This is a genomic window from Brevundimonas lutea (assembly GCF_003704105.1).
Classification (GTDB): Bacteria; Pseudomonadota; Alphaproteobacteria; order Caulobacterales; family Caulobacteraceae; genus Brevundimonas; species Brevundimonas lutea.
This window is the reverse complement of record NZ_QUOQ01000003.1, coordinates 172,482-189,277: the sequence shown is the minus strand read 5'-3', so window position 1 is coordinate 189,277 and position 16,796 is coordinate 172,482. Positions and strand designations below refer to the sequence as shown.

The 16,796-nt window shown below is 69.8% G+C and carries 16 protein-coding genes; 5 read left to right on the top strand and 11 right to left on the bottom strand.

What is annotated here, in order from left to right; all coding sequences use genetic code 11:
- Positions 1–23: 23 nt before the first annotated feature.
- Genes EES48_RS04915 through EES48_RS04885 form a run of 7 tightly spaced genes read right to left on the bottom strand, consistent with a single transcriptional unit; the run spans position 24 to position 6,301 of the window.
- On the bottom strand, positions 24–875 hold the full coding sequence (locus tag EES48_RS04915; protein ID WP_122465697.1) for a glycosyltransferase family 2 protein: 852 nt from the start codon (positions 873–875) through the stop codon (positions 24–26).
- On the bottom strand, positions 869–1,450 hold the full coding sequence (locus EES48_RS04910; RefSeq protein WP_122465276.1) for a class I SAM-dependent DNA methyltransferase: 582 nt from the start codon (positions 1,448–1,450) through the stop codon (positions 869–871). The genes EES48_RS04915 and EES48_RS04910 overlap by 7 nt, the downstream gene beginning before the upstream one ends.
- Entirely contained in the window at positions 1,443–2,141 is a 699-nt protein-coding gene (locus EES48_RS04905) for a PIG-L deacetylase family protein (RefSeq protein ID WP_240623227.1), read from the bottom strand. The genes EES48_RS04910 and EES48_RS04905 overlap by 8 nt, the downstream gene beginning before the upstream one ends.
- Positions 2,138–3,238: an acyl-CoA dehydrogenase family protein gene (locus EES48_RS04900; RefSeq protein ID WP_122465275.1), complete on the bottom strand. Its 1,101-nt coding sequence runs from the start codon at positions 3,236–3,238 to the stop codon at positions 2,138–2,140. Before EES48_RS04900 ends, EES48_RS04905 begins: the two co-directional genes overlap by 4 nt.
- Positions 3,235–4,266, bottom strand: coding sequence for a glycosyltransferase (locus EES48_RS04895; protein WP_240623226.1), 1,032 nt, complete (start codon positions 4,264–4,266; stop codon positions 3,235–3,237). Before EES48_RS04895 ends, EES48_RS04900 begins: the two co-directional genes overlap by 4 nt.
- Positions 4,263–5,207 carry a glycosyltransferase gene (locus EES48_RS04890; RefSeq protein WP_122465274.1) on the bottom strand — a complete coding sequence of 315 codons (945 nt, stop codon included), beginning with the start codon at positions 5,205–5,207 and terminating at the stop codon, positions 4,263–4,265. The genes EES48_RS04895 and EES48_RS04890 overlap by 4 nt, the downstream gene beginning before the upstream one ends.
- Positions 5,204–6,301, bottom strand: a complete 1,098-nt coding sequence (locus tag EES48_RS04885) for a glycosyltransferase (protein ID WP_122465273.1) — start codon at positions 6,299–6,301, stop codon at positions 5,204–5,206. Before EES48_RS04885 ends, EES48_RS04890 begins: the two co-directional genes overlap by 4 nt.
- A 338-nt stretch (positions 6,302–6,639) precedes the next feature.
- On the opposite strand from EES48_RS04885, the gene EES48_RS04880 reads away from it, so the two are divergent.
- Positions 6,640–7,341, top strand: coding sequence for a Crp/Fnr family transcriptional regulator (locus EES48_RS04880; protein WP_122465272.1), 702 nt, complete (start codon positions 6,640–6,642; stop codon positions 7,339–7,341).
- Between the two features lie 439 nt (positions 7,342–7,780).
- Here EES48_RS04880 and EES48_RS04875 read toward each other — a convergent pair whose 3' ends face one another.
- A complete protein-coding gene (locus EES48_RS04875) occupies positions 7,781–8,713 on the bottom strand; it encodes an AraC family transcriptional regulator (protein WP_162998024.1) in 933 nt (310 codons plus the stop codon).
- 159 nt (positions 8,714–8,872) lie between these two features.
- On the opposite strand from EES48_RS04875, the gene EES48_RS04870 reads away from it, so the two are divergent.
- From EES48_RS04870 to EES48_RS04860, 3 genes are all read left to right on the top strand, one after another.
- Entirely contained in the window at positions 8,873–9,796 is a 924-nt protein-coding gene (locus EES48_RS04870) for an SDR family oxidoreductase (protein ID WP_122465270.1), read from the top strand.
- Positions 9,793–11,064, top strand: coding sequence for an MFS transporter (locus tag EES48_RS04865; RefSeq protein WP_122465269.1), 1,272 nt, complete (start codon positions 9,793–9,795; stop codon positions 11,062–11,064). Before EES48_RS04870 ends, EES48_RS04865 begins: the two co-directional genes overlap by 4 nt.
- A gap of 328 nt (positions 11,065–11,392) precedes the next feature.
- Complete coding sequence (locus tag EES48_RS04860; protein WP_240623225.1) at positions 11,393–12,214, top strand: aldo/keto reductase; 822 nt, start codon at positions 11,393–11,395, stop codon at positions 12,212–12,214.
- 73 nt (positions 12,215–12,287) lie between these two features.
- Here the strand turns inward: EES48_RS04860 and EES48_RS04855 are convergent, their stop codons facing one another.
- Positions 12,288–12,890, bottom strand: a complete 603-nt coding sequence (locus EES48_RS04855; protein ID WP_122465268.1) for a hypothetical protein — start codon at positions 12,888–12,890, stop codon at positions 12,288–12,290.
- 88 nt (positions 12,891–12,978) lie between these two features.
- Between EES48_RS04855 and EES48_RS04850 the strand changes: the two genes are divergently transcribed.
- Complete coding sequence (locus EES48_RS04850; protein WP_205679358.1) at positions 12,979–14,091, top strand: winged helix-turn-helix domain-containing protein; 1,113 nt, start codon at positions 12,979–12,981, stop codon at positions 14,089–14,091.
- A gap of 181 nt (positions 14,092–14,272) precedes the next feature.
- Here the strand turns inward: EES48_RS04850 and EES48_RS04845 are convergent, their stop codons facing one another.
- Positions 14,273–15,583 (bottom strand): MFS transporter, encoded by a 1,311-nt coding sequence (locus tag EES48_RS04845; RefSeq protein ID WP_162998023.1) that lies wholly within the window; start codon positions 15,581–15,583, stop codon positions 14,273–14,275.
- A complete protein-coding gene (locus tag EES48_RS04840) occupies positions 15,580–16,554 on the bottom strand; it encodes a helix-turn-helix domain-containing protein (protein WP_162998022.1) in 975 nt (324 codons plus the stop codon). Before EES48_RS04840 ends, EES48_RS04845 begins: the two co-directional genes overlap by 4 nt.
- Between the last annotated feature and the right edge of the window lie 242 nt (positions 16,555–16,796).

Genomic DNA, 16,796 nt, shown 5'->3' with positions numbered 1-16,796 from the left:
CTCTCGCGCGGCAGGGTTAGGACCTAGAAGCGAGCGTTCGCCGGTTTCCGCGCGCGCAGGATTTCCGTCTCGGTGGGCTGTCTCAGCACCTCGAGCGTCTCGCCGGTCCACCGGATCAATCCCAGACGACGCATGGCCTCGAGCCAGCCCTCCATGGGCCACCGGCCCCATTTGGCGCGGAAGTGGCGGGCGTTGACGGTCAGAGCGTCGAAGTGCTGCAACGGCGGATCGCAGCCGTCGTGGTGCTGATGAAAGACCGGATGGCCTCCGAGAAAGATCAGCGGCAGTCCGGCCCGGGCGACCTGGAACCCGAAGTCGGTGTCCTCGGCGCCGTAGCCCACATAGGCGGGGTCGAACCCGCCGAGCCGCTGGAAGGTCTCCCGCCTCAGCGCGAAGGCCAGGGACCAGAACAGGCCCGGATTGGATTCAAGCCGCTCGCCGGACGGCGGGAAAGGGCGGACGGGGTGGGGCTCTGCCAGGGCCCGGAGTGCGGCGTCGGCGGCGGGATAGGGCGCGTCCTGTGCGGGCAGGTAGAGCGCTTCTGGGCAGACGACCGCATCGGTCCGGGCGAGGCGTTCCGCCAGGCGTCCGATCAGTGCGGCCGACACGATGCAGTCGACATCGAGGAAGAGCAGAATATCGCCGGAGGCCTCGTGGGCGGCGAGATTGCGCGCCCCGGCCAGGGGAAGGTCGGCGCCGGACAGGGTGAGATGTCGTGTGGGCGCTTGCGCCCCCCGGATCTCCAGGGGCCGATCGCTCATGTCGACGATGACGATCTCATCGGGGGCGACCGACGATCGCGACACGCCCGCGATCAGTTGGTCGAGATGAGCCTGGCGATCGCGAACCAGGGTGAGGACGCTGACGCTCAGCATCGTCGCCGCCACAGGTCGAGGCGGTACCGCGCGCGGCGTTCGTCTGAGCGCCGGTCGAGGATATCGGAGAGACCCGTCCAGAGCCGGTCCGTGGCGCCGTCGGCGGTCTGGGGATAGTCCGTCGGGCCGGTGTAGTGGACGAGCAGCAGATCGCCGCCGCGCTCGAGCGACTCGCGAACGAAGGCGGCGCAGCGGTCCAGATCGCCGTCGCTCCAGTAATAGGCCACTTCCGACAGGACCATCAGATCGAACGCTCCGACGGGTCGCGTTCCGGGGAAATCCATGCGCTCGAGCCTGACGTTGCCAAGCGGCGCCAGGCGTTCGGCGGCCCGTCCGATGGCGCGCGCGCTGATGTCGACGGCGACGAGGGATGAACAGGTCGTCGCCAGACGCTCGGTCAACACGCCCCCGGCGCATCCGACCTCGAGCCCGCGTTCGTAGCGGCGTCCGGCCAGGGCGGAGAGACTCCGGTCGAACTTGCGGCGCTCATAGTCGCGCGACGCCAGCCCCCAGGGGTCCGTATCGCCCTCGAAGATATCCTCGAAATAGCGACGTGGGAGCGAGGCCTCACCCATGTGGGACGGTCACGGGGTAAAGCCGGTCAGACCGAGCCGCGAGAGACGGCTCGCGCGGAAGGCGGAAGCCCGGGCCGAACAGGGCGCTGGTCTGGCTCCGATGTCGGGCCAGGGCGCCGGCGCGCATGCCGGCCCGGAGCGGCCTGCTGGCGTAGCCTGACCGGGCGGTTGCGTCCGGGTGGCTCCAGACGTGATATTCGAACAGCGCCACGGGGCGAAGCGCCCGGGCGACCAGGGCGCGGGCCAGGCGGGCGGCCGCCTGATGGTCGCAGTGCGCGTCCGCGAGCGATGTCACGGCGATCGCGTCGATCCGTCGCCCTCTGACGGTCCAGGCCAGCCGCCGCAGGCTGCGGTCCCAGAGAGGGTCTCCAGGCGCGGGCGGATGGGCGTCGGGCCAGTCGAGGAACTCGGGTCGGCAAGCCGCGCGTCCCGCAAGGCTGCGGAGGGCGGCGCAGGCCTCGCGACGGCGCTCGGAGACTAGCCGGGCGGTGAATCCGTGTTCCCCCGGGGCGTGCGACCCCGCGCCGTCGGTCAGGATGACGACGCCGCCCAGGCGATCGTCCGCCGCCGCCTCGTGGATCAGCGCGCCCGCGCCCAGGGTTTCGTCGTCCGCGTGGGGGGCGATCACCAGCCAGCGCGCCGACTTCCAGGCGGACCGAGCCAGGGGCGTCGGATATCCCCGCGGTCTCACCACAGCGCGCCCCCATCCCCCCAGATGTCGGACCTAAGCCAGGCTTGGGCCGCCTGATCCCTGACCTGGTCCGGCTGCGCCTGTCTCAGGTAGAGGCTCAGGTCCCGTGAAACCTTGTCGATCCGCTCGCCGTCGAAGGCGCTTCGCGTGCCGATGGCGCGGGCCGCCCTCTCCATCACGTCCAGGGCAGCGCGCTCGACCACGCCTCGGGTGACGCGCGCCACATCCTCGGCGCCCGGCGCGCCTTCGGCGAATCGCCGCGCCGCCTCCCTGACCCAGAGATGGGCGGTGCGCGCGGCGGTGGCGGCCTCAATGAATTTCATGCGCTGCAGCGGGTCTTGCCGGGCGGCGTCTGAAAGACCGTCCCGCAGCGCCATCACCAGGGCCTCGACGCCGCCGAGCTGAACGGCGGTGAAGCGCCAGGCGCCGGCGGTGAACCGCGGCTCGCGATCGTAATCTCCGGGCTCGCCCAAGAGCGCCCACGGCTCAGCGATCATGCCGGAGACGTCATAGGACCCGCTGACGGTCGCCTTCATGCCGCGCACCCGCCAGGCGCCGAGATCGGTCCGGCTCGGATCGTCGGCGGCCACAAGGCAGAGTCGACGCTCGCCCCGCTCCGGCGCCGCGGTGATGAGGGCGTAGTCCAGGCTTCCGGCCCCCGTGGCGAAGATCTTGCGTCCCTCGAGCCGGCCGGCGTCACCCAGCCGCACACCCGGAGGCGGCTCCGTCGCCCAGACCCCGAAGACGCAACCGCGCGTGAGCGCCTGGGCGAGCCACGCCAGCTGGGCCGGGGTCGCGTACCAGTCGAAAAGCGCCAGGGCGTTGAGGTGACCCTCGAAGATGCGGCCGACGCTGAGGTCGGCGCGTCCTACCTCCCTGAGCGCGTCCATCATGGCCAGGGCCTGGGCCTCCGCGGTGTCGAAGGCGTCGCCGCCCGACCGCTCCGGCGCGAACCGTGTCATCAGGCCGGCGGCCCGCAGACGGTCGAGGCTCTCTGTCGGAAAACGCGGCGAGGCGTCATAGCGAACGCCGAGCGCGACCAGAGCGTCCATCCAGTCCGGCGGCTCGGGGGCGAGGTCTTGGCGGGCGACGGTCATGATCGGACGGGTCCTTCATCGGCCAGGTCCAGCAGCCAGCGCGCCGCGGCCTCGGGACCGCCGCCGCACAGCGTCGCGCGAGGTCGGGTCGACCGGGCCTCTTCCAGGATTTCGGGCCAGGCCTCGGGGTCCGGCCAGGTCTTCAGGACGACGGCGGCGCCGGCGCGGGCCAGGGCCGCGCCCTTGGCGACCTGTTCGCCATGCGGCCGGTCTTCGGGGATGCAGACGAAGGGCTTGCCGGCGGCCAGCACCCGCTCGACCAGTCCATCGCCCGCGCCGCCGACGACGATCTCGGCCTCGGCGATCCGGCGTTCGACATCCTCCACCCAGCCGAGGAGTTCGACGTTGTCGGGCGGGTCTGCGTCACGCGTCACGGGCCCGGCCACGGTCCATCGGATCTTGGGAGCGGCGGTGGCGGCGGCCGCAACGGTTGACAGGGGGAGCGGCGATCCCCCCGCGCCGCGCACCACAAGCACGCCATGCCCCGGTGCGAGGCCCGTCGTCGCCCGCGGCGCCAGATAGTGGGTCTTGGCCCGGATCCAGTCGGGCGTGTCCTCGGCCTCAAGCGCCTCGGCGAAAGGCGAGATCAGCCCCCCGGCGGCCCGGAAGGCTTCCATATGGGCGGGGTCGCGACGCGAACCCGACAGGCGGACGTAGACGGTCGGGGTCGAGGCCAGTCGGCTCAGCATGGCGATCTCGACCGACACATCGACCACCATCAGGGCGGGTCTCTCGCGCGCGATGAAGGCGGTGATCAGGGCGACACGGTCGCGGACGCCCTGAAGCCGTTGGGGATCATAGTGCAGGGCCGCGGTCCCCGCCGCCGGACGGCCCGCGGCGAATTCGGACACCCTGTCGGGCCGGTCATCGGGCAGGTCGATCGCGCGCAGGGTCGGGTCCGCATGCCGCTGATTGAGGCCCGTGCCCAAGAGGACGAACCGTTCGGGGGCCTGGCGGGCGAGGCTGACGGCGCGCTGCCGGTGCCCCTCGCCCTGGTGATGGGCATAGTAGCCGATGATCGCGCTCATGCCGCCTCGCGGCCTGCGGAGGATGCCCAGCCGGCCAGGTTCATGTCGCAGGGGAGGGCGGGGAGATCCCGCTCTTCGATCGCCACCCGGCGGTCGTCGCCCGATGCGCCCCGCGTGCGGCGTCGCCACAGGGCCCGTCGGCGCCAATGGTCGAGGGACGGGGCCATGATGGGAAGGCCCGCCGCGGCCTTACGGCGGACCAGCTCGTCGGCCATACCGCCCGCGGCGCGCCCCGCCAGTCGAACCGAGACGCGGGTCCAGACGTCATGGGGGTGGGCCAGGAGGGCGCCGGTCGCTCGCGCGGCGTCGACCAGGGCGCGATCTTCTCCGGTCGGCAGGAGCGGCACGCCGCCGGCCGCTTCATAGGTGGTGGCCGTCATGGCAAGGCTCGCGCCCGTATGGTCGCCGTGACGGGGCGGGGGATCCCAGGCGCGAGGATCGAGGGCGTCCTCGATGGCGCGCACCGCCGTCCAGTAGTCATCCCAGAGCCGCGCCTGGCGTTCGAGCGCCTCGTCCCCCGGATCGCGGTCGTCACGCGCCAGCCGCCCGCCGATGACGTCGGCGGGACCGTCGAGGGCCTCGAGGGTCAGCCTCACCCAGTCGGGGGGCGGCCGGGTGTCGGCGTCTGTGGAGATGAGCACGCCGTCGGGTCCGAGCTCAGCGGCGCCCCAGTCCATGACCGCTTTGCGCGCCGCGCCGGCATGCGGGACGGTCGAAGCCTCGGCGTCAATGCGCCAGCGGAGATCGAGCCGGTCCGCGAACCGCATCCGGGCCGCGTGAAGCCGCTCCTCCGTGGCGTCCGCGGAGGGGGTGTCGTTGACCCATACAAAGACAGGCGTGCGTTGGCCGAGGTCCTGCGCGGCCAGCGCCCCGAGGAGGACGGGCAGGCGGGCCGCCTCGTTGCGCGCGGGCACACAGACGCAGAAACGGGCGCGGCTCATGCGATCAGCCGTTCGCCGTCGGGCAGGACCGCCGGTTCCCGCATCGCGGCGATGGCGTCGGCGTAGAGCTCGAGATAGGCGTCGAGCATGGCCTCGGCGTCACAGGCGGCCTGAGCGCGCGCGCGACAGGCGGCCCGTGACAGGGACACGGCGGTCAGGGCGGCCCGGGCGAGATCGACGGCGTCTCCGGGCGCGGCGAGCACGCCGGTGTCCGGCGTCACGATTTCGGGGATGGCGCCGCGGGCGAAGGCCGCGACCGGCGTGCCGCAGGCGAGCGATTCGGCGACGACCAGGCCATAGGGCTCGTCCCAGCAGGGGGTGCACAGAAAGGCCGAGGCCTGGCCAATGGCCACCGACAGTGCGGCGTGATCCAGATGACCCAGATAGGTGACGTCCGGGCCCAGCCGCGGCCGGATTTCCCGGTCGTGGTAGTCGGCGTCCAGCAGCGGCCCGGCGAAGCGCAGCGGCAGGCCCGCGATTCGGGCGGCGTCCAGGGCCAGATGCAGGCCCTTCTCGGGCACCACCCTGCCGAACCAGATGAGGTGGGCCTGTCCGGTGGGTTCGGGCTGGAACCCGAACCGGGTCAGTTCGATGCCGTTGGGAATGATCCGGTCGAGCGGCCGGACCGAACGCCATCGCCGACCGAGATCTTCGGACACGCCGACGAAATGGGCATGGGGCGAGCGGCATTCCCGCACCCCGCTTTCCAGCCAGCAGAAGGGCGGCGTGTGGAGGGTGGTCACAAGCGGCATGGGCAGAGCGTCCGCCATGGCTGCCGGGAGATAGTGGAGGCTGTTGTTCTGGACCACGTCGAAATCGCTGCGCCTCAGGCGGTTCATCAGGGCGAGATAGGCGTGGTGTTCGCGAAAAAAGGCGACGTCGTGCGCCTCGGTCGTCCCGACGCTGAGCAGCGCCGTCTCGGGGCAGATCGCCTCGAGCCCGAGCGTCGGATCGGAGCGGGTCGAGGCGAACAGGGTGACCTCGTGGCCCCGGTCGCGCAGGGCGCGGCACATCAGGTGGGTGTGCATCTCCAGGCCGCCGGCGAAGGGCTCGGCGATGGAGTGTTTGAGGTGAGCGATGACTCCGATGTGCACGCTTGTTCCGCCCCTTCGGCCCGCGCAACGGTGGCGGCCAGCGGATGGCCAAGCCTCGCAGGATACCATTGGTTCCTATGTCCCGCAGGCGGCAGAGGCGATTGCTTGATCGCGCCTATCCTGCACCGAAGACAGTCGATGACCTTGCCGTGCCTGACGTGGCGTGATGTCCAAGCCCGCAATAGAGCTTTGCGCAGGACAGGGGTCGGCCGACACGGGGATCGGATTGCACTGGGTCGATCTCTGGGAAACAAGCACCGGGCGATCCGGCACGCCGGGTCTCAGAGGGTTTTCGTTGCGCCGCTCGCGAGGCGGATGTGTGGAGGTGCGGCACAGTCATGTCCGAAAAGCCATTCGGCAACCGGTTCCTGGACGCGCTCTCCTTGGAGGATCGCCAGGCGCTGACGCCTCGCCTTCGCGCCGCCTTTCTGGAGACCGACCAGATCATCATCGATCAGGGGTCTCGGGTCAGCGAGGTCCATTTTCCAATCGACGCCCAGCTCGCCAACCAGGTCCGGTTTCCCGACGGTCGCGCCATCGAGACGGCGGTCGTCGGTCGCGAAGGCCTCAGCGGCCTGGCGCCCTTCATGGCCGACACGGTCTGTGCCTGGGAGGTGGTGGTGCGCTCGGGCGGCCGCGTTCATGTCATCGACGCCCAGGTTCTACGATCCCTCAGCGAGGAACGGCCGACCCTCATGCGTCGCCTTCTGGCGCTCACCGACTTCTATCAGACCCAGGCGTCCCAGACGGCCGCCTGCAATGCGCTCCACCCGGTTCTGCCCCGTGTCGCGCGCTGGCTGCTGACGGCGCGGGATCTTGCCGACGGGGACCGGATCCGGTTCACCCAGGAAGAATTCGCGCGACTGCTGGGCGCCCAGAGAAGCACGGTCAGCGAAGCCGCTCACCAACTCAAGGCGCGCGCGCTCATCGACTATCGGCGGGGTCAGATCCTCATTCGCGACCGGTCCGGGCTCGAGGCCGTGGCCTGTGACTGCTATGGGCTGCTCCGCGCAAAAATGGCCGAGGTCGGCCTCGGATAGATTGGGAGTACGGTTCAGGGAACTCCGCCGTCGCCCGCCAATTGAGCGCGCATGCTGCGTTATTGTTTCGACCTCCATGACGGGCGCACCCTGAGGGATGCGGATGGAGAGTTGCATCGCGACCACGCGTCCGCGCTGCTCCGCTCCAGCGACGAGGGCTTCCACTGGAGCGCTGTTCGACATGTCCCTGAGATGCTGGGCTGTGACATAGGCGTCCGGGAAGACGGTAGATGTCGTTGACTTCGCCGAGGACGGCGATCTCGCCGGGTTCGTCGATACGGTCGTCGACCACATAGCCGGGCCGGACGCGGCCGTGCTCTGACGCCCGTCTAGACGCCCGGATCCTGACTCTCCGCGATGATCGGGCCCGAGGTCGTTCGCGTGATCCCTCGGCTCCCGGATACCGGCGACGGGATCGCAGCCCAATCCCGAGGCGCCTCTAGAGGGCTTCGGCGACGGCGCGCGGCCCCGCAAGGGCGCCGGCCAACGCCATCCGGGCCCGCTTCGTTTCTCGATGCGGCGGATCGCCGAACATGCGGGCGTACTCGCGGCTGAACTGGGAGACGCTCTCATAGCCGACGGAGAAGGCCGCCGAGCCGGCGCGCTCGCCTTCGGTCAGCATGCGACGCCGGGCGTCCAGCAGCCGCAGATGCTTCTGATACTGAAGCGGCGACATCGCGGTGAGCGACTTGAAATGCTGATGGAAGGCCGAAGGGCTCATGCCCGCCAGGCTCGCCAGCTCGCCCACGCTGAGCGGTTCGTCGAAATGATCGCGGAGGTGATGGATGGCCACGGCGATGCGCCGGGGCGGACCTTCGGGCAGGACCATGCGGGCGACATTGGCGGCCGCCTTGCCGGTCATCAGCCAGTAGGCGATCTCCCGCATCACCCCCGGGTAAAGAATTTCGACCGCCGCGGGCTGCTCGACCAGCTCGATCAGGCGGATCATGGCCGCGGCGATCCGCTCATCGACCTCCTCGACGACCAGCCCCAGGCCCGCCGGGCCGCCGGGGCGGGCGGTTTTGTCCATCCGGGTGACGACATCGAGAATGATGTCGGGATCGAGCGCCAGGGTCGCGCCAATGAAGGGCTTTTCCGGGGTGGCCTCGATGATCTCGCTGAGCACCGGCACCTCGACCGTGATCACCAGCGACTGCATATGGCCATAGGTCAGGGTGCTGTCACCGATCATTACCCGCTTGGCCGCCTGGGCGATCAGGCACAGGGACGGGCGATAGGTCATGTGTCGGGGCGGCACGACGCCATGGGTCCGGATCAGTCGCAAACCCGGCACCGGAGTTTCGATCCCGCCGTTCTCGACGCCCTGTCGGTCGAGAATCCCGGCGATGGCGTCGATCAGTCGGCTGGTCATCGAAACCTCCATTGTATGACCCAAGGGCTACGCCCTTGCGTTCCGGTCCGCAATGCGGGTTGGAGTTTTAGGCAAGAAACGCGGCGCATCCGACATTCGCTTTTTCGACGCGTCCCTCACCCTGAGGCTTCAACTTCCGCCCTGATCCGGAGCCCAGCCATGACCCGATGGACCGCCGCAGACATCCCGCCCCAGACCGGCAAGACCGCCCTTGTGACCGGCTCGGCCGGGCTCGGCTTCGAGACCGCTCGCGAACTGGCGCGCGCCGGCGCCCGGGTCATCGTCGCCAGCCGCAATCCCGAGACCGGGGCCGAGGCCATCGCCCGGATCAAGGCGGAGATCCCGAACGCGGTGCTCAATTTCGAGGCGGTGGATCTGTCCAGCCTGGCCTCGGTCTCCGCCCTGGCCGCCCGGCTCCGGGCCCAGACGGACGCGCTGAACCTGCTGGTCAACAATGCGGGGGTGATGACGCCGCCGCGCCGCATGGAGACCCCCGACGGCTTCGAGCTCCAGTTCGGGACCAACCATCTGGCTCATTTCGCCCTGACCGGCCTGCTCTTGCCGCTGCTGGTCAACGCGGGCCAGGCGCGGGTGGTGACCCTGTCCAGTATCGCGGCGCGGGGCGGCAGGATCGATTTCGCCGACCTCCAGCAGACCGACTATCGCCCCATGCCCGCCTATTCCCAATCCAAGCTGGCGTGCCTGATGTTCGGGCTGGAGCTGCAGCGGCGGAGCGTCGCGGAGGGCTGGGGCCTGACCAGCATCCCCGTCCATCCGGGTATTTCGCGCACCGGGCTGCTCTACAACACGCCGGGCGGAGCCAGCGGCGTGCGGCGCGCGATGCGCGCGATGCTTTGGTTCCTTTTCCAGCCGGTGCCGCAGGGCGCTCTGCCGAGCCTTTTCGCCGCCACGGCCCCGCAGGCGCGGGGCGGGGTATACTATGGCCCCGACGGCCGGGCCGAGCTAAGCGGCTTTCCCGCAGAGGCCCGCATTCCCGCGCCAGCGACGGACGAAGCGGCCTGTCGGCGTCTGTGGGAGGTGTCCGAGGCCCTGACCGGCGTGCGGTTCGAGGCCGGCCGATGACCGCCGTTGATAGCAGCGCCCCTGCCTATGCCGGCGGATGGCGGTTGTGGGCCCTGTTGGCGGCGCTGCTGCTGATCAGCGCCATCAGCCAGATCGACCGCATCCTGCCCTTCATCCTGGCCGAAGCGATCAAGACCGACCTGGGGCTCAGCGACACCCAGATCGGCCTGCTGACCGGGGCCGCCTTCGCGGTCTGCTACACCCTCCTGTCGCTCCCCTTGGCGAGGATGGCGGACCGGGGTTCGCCTCGGCTCGTGCTGCTGGGGTGTCTGCTGGTCTGGAGCGTCATGACGGCGCTGGGCGGACTGGCGGCCGGCTTCGCCGTCCTCGCCCTGACCCGGTTCGGCGTCGCTTTCGGGGAAGCGGGCGCCATGCCCGCCGGGCACGCCCTGATCGCCCGGCAGGTGGAGCCCTCGCGGCGTGGCCTGGCGCTCGGCCTGTTCTCCATGGGCATTCCGCTGGGCACCATGGTCGGCTTCACCGCCGGCGGAGCCATGGCCGACACCGTGGGCTGGCGCACGGCCCTGGTCGGTGCGGGGGCGCTTGGCGGCCTGGCGTTCCTCCTCGCGGCCCTGGTCATCCGGCCAACGCCGCCGCGGCCCCGCGCCGCGGCCGACCGCACGCCCTTTTTCCGGGAGGCCCTGCGTCTCGTGGCGGCGCCGGGCTTTCGATGGCTGTTCGCAGCCGCGGTCCTGATCGGCTTCGCCTCCGTGCCCTTCTACGTCTTCGCCTCCCCCTTTTTGATCCGAACCCACGGCCTCACGGCCGGCGAGGCCGGCCTGTCGTTCGGCCTGCTGCAGGGCGGCCTCGGCGTCGTTGGTGCCCTGCTGGGCGGACGGGGCTTCGATCGGGCCATGCGCTCCGGGCGGGGCCGCATCATCGGCCTGCCGGGCTGGCTGTTCCTCGTCGCGGCCGCCACGACCGCCGCGGCCCTGTTCGCGCCGACCGCATGGATGTCGATTGTCCTGTTCGTGCCGACGATGTTCAGCTTCGCCCTCCTGCTGCCCTGGGCCTTCGGCGCGGCGCATCTGGTGGCGGGTCCGGGCAAGCAGGCCATGGCCACCAGCCTGATGTTGATCGGATCGGGCCTCGTCGGGCCCGCGCTCGGTCCCGTCATCGTCGGGGCCGTCAGCGACGCCGCGGCCGCCGATGGTCTGGGCAACTCCCTGGGCCTTGGGCTTCTGGTCGTGCCTCTGGCGAGCGCCTTGACGGGCATCGCCACCCTCGTCGCCAATGAGCGCATCGCCGCGACGCTGCGGCGCCCCTGATCCCTCTGAAAAACCCCAACCATGACAGATGGCGCCCAACGCCCTCCAGAACGGCTTGGGGTTTGAGGGAGAAGGGGCTTCCGACTGGCGCTATCGGTGACGGCTGTGGGCGACTCCCGAACTCTGAACTTATACGGAAGGAGGGGCGCCGGCACCCGGCATCGGCAGACGCGCGCAGCCGGACCGTCACCGAGCGGGCGAGACCCGGGCCGCTCGATCCTGGTTGAAAATGGAACGTCCCGACGCCGAGGTTGCTGATTGATGTACGCGGCGCCCGACGCGGCTTGCTGCAGGCGCCCCCGCCGAGGAGGAGAGCAACGTGCGATTAGTGAAACTTCCCGACCAGACCGATGTCCCGGCGCTGGGGCAGGGGACCTGGCGGATGGGCGAGGATGCCGGGCGGCGCGAAGAGGAGATCGCAGCCCTGCGCACAGGCATAGACCTTGGCATGACCCTGATCGACACGGCCGAGATGTATGGCGATGGGGCAACCGAGACCCTGCTCGGCGATGCCCTGGAGGGCGTTCGCGACCAGGTCTTCCTGGTCAGCAAGGTCTATCCGCACAATGCCGGACGAGGCCGTATCGAAAAGGCATGCGAATCCAGTCTGCGGCGGCTCAAGACAGATCGCCTCGACCTATATCTGCTGCATTGGCGCGGCTCCGTGCCGCTCGAGGAGACGATCGAGGGCATGGACGCCTTGATCAAGGCCGGCAAAATCCGCCGGTGGGGGGTCAGCAACTTCGATACCGCGGACATGGAGCAGCTGCTGCGCGCCGGCGGGCAGGCCTGCGCGACCAACCAAATCCTCTACAATGTGACGGAAAGGGGGGCGGAGTTTGATCTGCTGCCGCGACTGGCCGAGCATGGCACGCCGGCCATGGCCTACAGCCCGATCGGCCAGGGCGAGCTGCCGACGTCTCCCGGTCTCTCCGCCGTCGCCGGGCGCCACGACGCCACGCCTTTCCAGGTCGCCCTGGCGTGGGTGCTTCGCGATCCCCGGATCATCGCCATCCCCAAGGCCGGCGACGCGGCCCATGTCGCCGATAATCGCCGCGCCCTGGACCTATCTTTGACGTCGGAGGATCTAGCGGCGATCGACGCCGATTTCCCGGCTCCGACTCGCAAGACACGCCTCGCCATGCTCTGACGCCAGGTGGGGCTGTCGCCGGGCTTGGGGGGAGTCGGCGAGCTCATGGGTTGCCGCTGAATCTCGAACGTCTTCAGTCGCTCGTTGGGATTGACCGTTTGGCAGGACGCCCGCTGGCTGCGCGCCGAAACAGGGCCGCGGAAGCCAGCCAGATCAGGCAGAAGACGATGCTGAGCACGATGACCGGCCTCGGCCAGCTTTCCGAACCCTCACCCCATCCACGCAGGACCGCAAGGACGCCGATGACAGCCTGGATCAGGGCGGCCGACGTCATTGACAGGACGAGGCCGTCGGCGCGGAAGCGGCTGGCCACCGCGCCTACGAAGGCCGCAAGGATCACGGCCAGATAGAGGAGGTTGGCGGGATGGTCCTCCGATCCGATGATGCCCACGGCGCCGTTGATCCAGAGCAGCAGCACGAAGGCGAGAACGGCGAGGCCCGCGCCGATCCGATAGGACCAGTCGCGCGATGCTCGCACAGCCAGTTCCCCGATGCCCCCTGCGCCGAGCAGAACGACGCCGGCGAAGACGAAATCGGATGTCGTCCACCGCACCTCGTCGGTGAAGCGCATGGCGATGGCGGGGGCGATGAGCAGCCCGGCCACCGCCGTCCAGCCGATGAGGCGTAGCGTCCGGGTCAGGCGGTCGGTGAGGGGGGGTGCGAGATCGTTCGTCATTGCCTTGGTTTCCGGCTTGGGTGAGGTTCGCACGGTGACCGTCAGGGCGATGAAAGTCCTGACATGGAGATGAGGGAATCCTGAAATCGTGGCGGGCCCCTATCGTTTCGATCGCTATGTTCTGGACCCTGCGGACCGCCGGCTGACCGAGGACGGACAGACGGTGGCGTTGCCGGGCCGGTGCCTGGATGCGCTCATCCTACTGGTCGCCGAGCCAGGCCGGCTGGTCACCAAGGCGCGCTTCATGAGCGAGGTGTGGAACGGCGTGCCGGTGACCGACGAGGCGCTGACGCAGTGCGTGCGCACCCTGCGCAAGGCCCTGGGCGACGAGGCGGGGCGGGCGTCCTTCATCCAGACCGTGCCCCGGCACGGCTATCGTTTCATCGCTCCGGTGGAGCAGGCAGAAGCGACCCCACCCGGCGCCGCCAGCATCGCAACGCCTCCAACGGTTGGTTCGACGGCGGTGACCCCGGCAGTCAGCGGCCCAGGCACGCGGTTTGTGGAGCGCCTGATCGGCCTGGGCCGAGCCGGTCTGATCGGCGGCGGCGTCGCCGGTCTGGTCGGCGGCCTCATCTACGGGTTCGCGGGCGTGGCGGACGGCGGGGGCGGGGCGGTATCCGGCCTGCTGGTGCTCGCCGCCCTAACGTCAGGGGTCGGGATGGTCGGGGGAGCGGGCGTGGGCTTCGGGGTCGGAGCGGCGGCCGCCGCTTCCAAGAGGCGCCTTCCATGGTTTCTGATCGGAGGCGCGGGCGGCGGCTTGGTCGTGGGTGCGGTGGTGCGGCTCGTGGGCCTGGACGCCTTCTCCCTGCTGTTCGGCGCGGCGCCGACGGCGATGACGGGGGCGGGGGAGGGGCTGATGCTGGGCGCGGCGATCGGCGCCGGGGTCTGGATCGCGCGCGGTCGGACGCGGCGGGTAGCCCTGTTGGCCGGCGCCGTTCTCACCGGCTTGGCGGGCGTGGGCGCCGCCCTGCTCGGGGGGCGGTTGATGGGCGGAAGCCTGGCGGCCCTTGCGACCCAGTTCCCCGCTGCGAGAGTGAACCTGAATCAGGTAAGCAGCCTGTTGGGCGAAGCGACCTTCGGACCGGTCAGCCAAATGGTGACCGCCGGACTGGAGGGCGCCGTGTTCGGCGCCGCCATGGTGCTGGCGCTCGATCTTGAGCTCCTTCATCGGCCGACCGGCAGACCTGCAGCAGGAGAATGACGCCGCTATGCTCCGACGTATTCGACAGGCCGCCTCACACCCCCAACGCCGCCGTCCGCGCGTTTCCTGACGTGCGGCCATCACACTCCCTCAGCCACTTCGACGTCTGCATCACGACCTTCGTTGCTGCTCGGAATGTCTGTTTACCTTCCCCACCTGAGCTTGCGCCGCACCTCCCGAACTACTCGGCAGCGGCCGCCGTTTTCGACCATGCAGCTCGGTTGACGTAGCTGAGGAGCGCGGCGGGGAATGCGACGCCCGCCGTTACGAGCGCCAGTGCGGTCCCAAGCGCGCCTTGCGAGCCGGAGCCCAGCGAGTCGCTCAGGATCCCCACGAGCGGCGGTCCTAGCCCGAGGCCCACAAGGCTGACGGTTGCGAAATAGACGGCGTTGCCCGCTCCCCGCAGGCGGCCGGGGACAAGGGGCTGAAAACTGGCGAGCGCCGCGACGGCGACGGCGCCCAGCACCAGCGCCAGAGCAAAGAAGGCCGCCGCGACCTCAACCGGGCCTTCGGCGGCGCCCAGGAGGGCGGCGCAAGGTGCGGCGGGGAGGAACACCAGGGCCAGCGCCGTGGCGGGCGAACGGCCGGTGCGCCGCATCCTGTCGATCAGGCTTCCACCCAGAAAATGTCCCGCAGGGCCGGCGATCAGAACCACGACACCAGCCAACATCGCGCCCTGCGCCTGTTCAAGCCCGGCCGCGCGGACGAAGAGGCTGGGCGCCCAGGCTCCGAGCGCCTGGGTCAGCAGGATCGCGGCCGAGGACACGGTCAGATGAATGCCCAGCGCCAGGCGATGACGTCTGGCCCATCGAAAGGCGTCTCCGTTCGCTATTCGTACCGCACCGAGCATCGGCGGCGGCTCGGCCATGCGGAACAGCAAGACGGCCAGGATCAGGTTGGGGACCGCCGTCAGGAAGAACATCAGCCGCCAGGGGGCGGGCGCCCGGAGGTCTGGCCAAGCCCCGGAGACGGCGGCGAAAAGCGCCAGGAGCGCTCCGCCCGCAAGCAGCGCCCCGCTTCGCCCGAGCGCCGCTCCGGACGTGAAGGCCGCCACCCTGCGTCCTCCTCCACCCGGCGGTGATTCCTGCAGCAGGATGGACAGCGCCGCGGGCGCCAAGGCCGCCTGGCCAAGCCCGACGACAAGCCTGGCGACCAGCAAATGCTCCCAGGTTTGCGCCAGCCCCAGGGCCGCCGAAGCCAGGCTCCATACCACCAGGCTCCAGGCGATGAGGCGGTAGCGTCGGGCCCGGTCCACCCACGCCCCGGCCAGGATGGTGCCAAAAATGTAGGCGATCACGAAGGCCGGGCCCAGCAGCAGACCCATGGCGCCGTCGCTGGCGCCGAACCGGGCCTGGAGCACGGGCGCGGCCACGGCGGGCAGAACGCGGTCGGCGTGTGCGGCGAAATGGACGCCGGCCAGCAACAGGACCGCGGGAGCCAGCCGGAATTCCGGCGGGCGTTCCGCGGCGGGGCCGTCCCGACCCGACGTCAACGGAACTCCGCCATCCATGCCGTCCATCGCTGACGGGCGGCGTTCGCCGCCGGATCTTCGCGACTGGCGGCGCGATAACGACCGGGGCTGATTCCCGTCACGGCCCGGAATTGCCGGCTCATATGGCTCGCGTCCGCGAAACCGAGGCGCTCCGCGAAATCGGCCAGCTGTTCAGCGCCCCCATCCACCAGAAGGCGTTCGAGCCGCGCCAAACGCACCTTGCGGACAAAATTGACCACGCCTCCGTCGGGCTCGGTCAGCCGATAAAGGGTGGCGCGGGACAGCGCGCAGGCTTGAGCGATCTCCAGCGGGTCCAGGTCCCGTCGCGTCAGATTGGCTTCCACATAGTCACGGATCAAGGCGCGGCGGATCATCATGCGGCGCAGACGATCGGCTCCCGCCTGGCGCCGCCCCTCCGACCGCAGCATGTCCAACATGATGAGAAGCAGGCGTGGCCCCTCCAGCGCTAGTCCAATAGGATCGCCCTCCGCCCATTCCGCCATGCGACGTCGCAGCACCGCTGTGCGTGCAGGGCTGATGAAGCGCCCGTGCGCCGAGTCCGCGGCCGCGGCCATCACAAGGGGCCGGGCGATGCTGGCCGTCAGGAGATGCACGTCCACCAGCCTCAATCGCATGGGCAGGCGCGTGTCCAGCAACACCGCCTCGCCTTCCGCCAGAGCCTGGAATCCATCTCCGCAGTCGACCTCGGCAGAGCCTCCGAGGTTCAGCTGCAGTGTGAAATGATCAAAGCCGTTCGCGACGACGTGCTCGGGTCTGCGCTCATGGCGCAGGCCGCGCAGCCTCCGATCGAACAGGATAACCCGGTCGAGACGGATGGCGGTGATATCGGCGCGGAAATTCCCAGCCTCCTGAAACGCCTCGCCTCCGCGGGCGTACAGCCGGCAATAGTCCTCCCAGCTCGCGCCGGGCTCGTCGCAGCCGCCCCTGAACCTGAAGCTGTCGCCCGGCAAGGGAGGACGGGCGTTCGCTGACGTTTCCCGAGGTGCGATTGGCCGGGCTGAACTCGGGCTCATAGGATCCTCAGTCTGCGCCGCCTCCCATCATACCGCTCTAGACGCCTCGGCCTTCGAGTTGTCGGTCGGAGTAAATCAAGGATCACGTCAATCGGCCGCAGGCGGAAACAGGCTGAACAACCCCGCGACTGCGCAGCCTGACCGCATCCGGGCCCAGACGACAAGCGCAAGGATCAACC